Annotated in this window: 2 protein-coding genes; one reads left to right on the top strand and one right to left on the bottom strand. The window is 64.5% G+C overall.

The genetic code is table 11. The features are described 5' to 3' along the window. The coding region (locus RHBS_RS27750) for a penicillin-binding transpeptidase domain-containing protein (protein ID WP_272913905.1) at positions 1–1,180 on the bottom strand (1,180 nt) is incomplete at its 3' end. 71 nt (positions 1,181–1,251) lie between these two features. Between RHBS_RS27750 and RHBS_RS27745 the strand changes: the two genes are divergently transcribed. Then, the coding region (locus tag RHBS_RS27745; RefSeq protein WP_145977659.1) for a hypothetical protein at positions 1,252–1,449 on the top strand (198 nt) is incomplete at its 3' end.

Here is a 1,449-nt window from a genome sequence, read left to right as displayed (position 1 = left end):
CGACGCGCTGCGCGAGCATCAGCGTGCCGACGTTGGACGACTTACCGAACACGCCGGTCGTCGTGTACGGCGCGACGCCGTGGTCCCACGCATCCTTGACCGACACGCCGGACATGAAGATGCTGCCCGGCACCTGAAGTACCTCGTCAGGAGTCGTGAGTCCGTACTCGATGGCTGCGGCCGCGGTGATGATCTTGTTCACCGAACCGGGCTCGAACGGCGTGGTGACGGGCAGATTGCCCATTTCCTTGGTGCGCTCGTTGTTGCCGACTCCGATGCCGGGGTTGAAGGTGTTGTCGTTCGACATGGCGAGCACCTCGCCGGTGTGCGAATCCTGCACGTACGCCGAGGCGTTCTTCGCTCCCGAAAGGTCTTTCGCCAACTGCACCTGCTGCTGCACGTAGTACTGCAGATCTGCATCGATGGTCAGTTCTACGCTCGAACCGTTGACCGCCGGCTGCTTGTCCCGCCAGCTTCCGGGGATGACGGCACCGTCGGATCCGCGGTCGTAGGTCTGCGAACCGTCGGTTCCGGCCAGGGTGGCGTCGAGCGAATCCTCCAGACCGAGCAGACCGTGTCCGTCCCATCCGGTGGCACCGACGATGTTGCCGGCCAGTGATCCGCCCGGGTACTCACGGATGTCCTGACGCTCGAGTCCGACCTGCTTGAAATCCTTGCTGATCTTCGACGCCACGGTGGCGTCCACTCCGCGGGCGAGGTAGGTGAATTCGTCGTTGCTCTTCAGCTTCGCGAGCAGATCCTTCTCGCTGATCACGTCGCCGAGGTCGCTGTGGATGCGGGCGGCGATGTCCTCGAGGTACTGCTCGGTCTCCGGCTCGGTCGGGTCCTTCGCCCGGGCCTCGTCGAGTTCCTTGCGAACCCGAACCGGTTGGAACGTCAACGCTTTGGCTTCCATCGTGAACGCGATCGGATTGCCGTTGCGGTCCAGGATGGATCCACGCATCGCCGGATCGACGAGAGTGGTGGTGCGTTGCGACGCCGACTCGGCCGACAACCTCGGTGCATCGAATCCCTGAATCCACAGCAACTGTGCCGCCGCGACGGCCAGCGCCAGATACATCAGGACGCGGCCGGTGCCGTGACGAAACCGAAAGGTGGAGGAGTCGAGACGCTTTCGGCTCGGTGGCCGACGGCGTGGAGCAGGCGAAGGCCTGGTCACTGCCGTCACCCGATGCTTCGCCGGTGGGCTCGGGGGCTTCGACCGCAGGTGTTTCGAGCGAGGGGATGCTCATGGGAACCAATTGTTCAGCAAGCGCGGTGTTTCCAGCTCCATTGCTCGAATTCGGCGTGGCGGCGCGGGTGTCGATCGTGCCCGACGGTCGATTCGGCTGCGATGCGCTTCTCGGCGTCTGCTGCTGCGGTGACTGCGTGCTCGGATTCGCGATGGTGCCCTCGCCTGCGGCCGCCGGTGACACCGGATCGAGCGGA

Source organism: Rhodococcus sp. BS-15, assembly GCF_000813105.1.
GTDB lineage: Bacteria > Actinomycetota > Actinomycetes > Mycobacteriales > Mycobacteriaceae > Rhodococcoides.
Note: the sequence above shows the minus strand (reverse complement) of the source record. Positions and strands in the feature narration are given on the sequence as shown.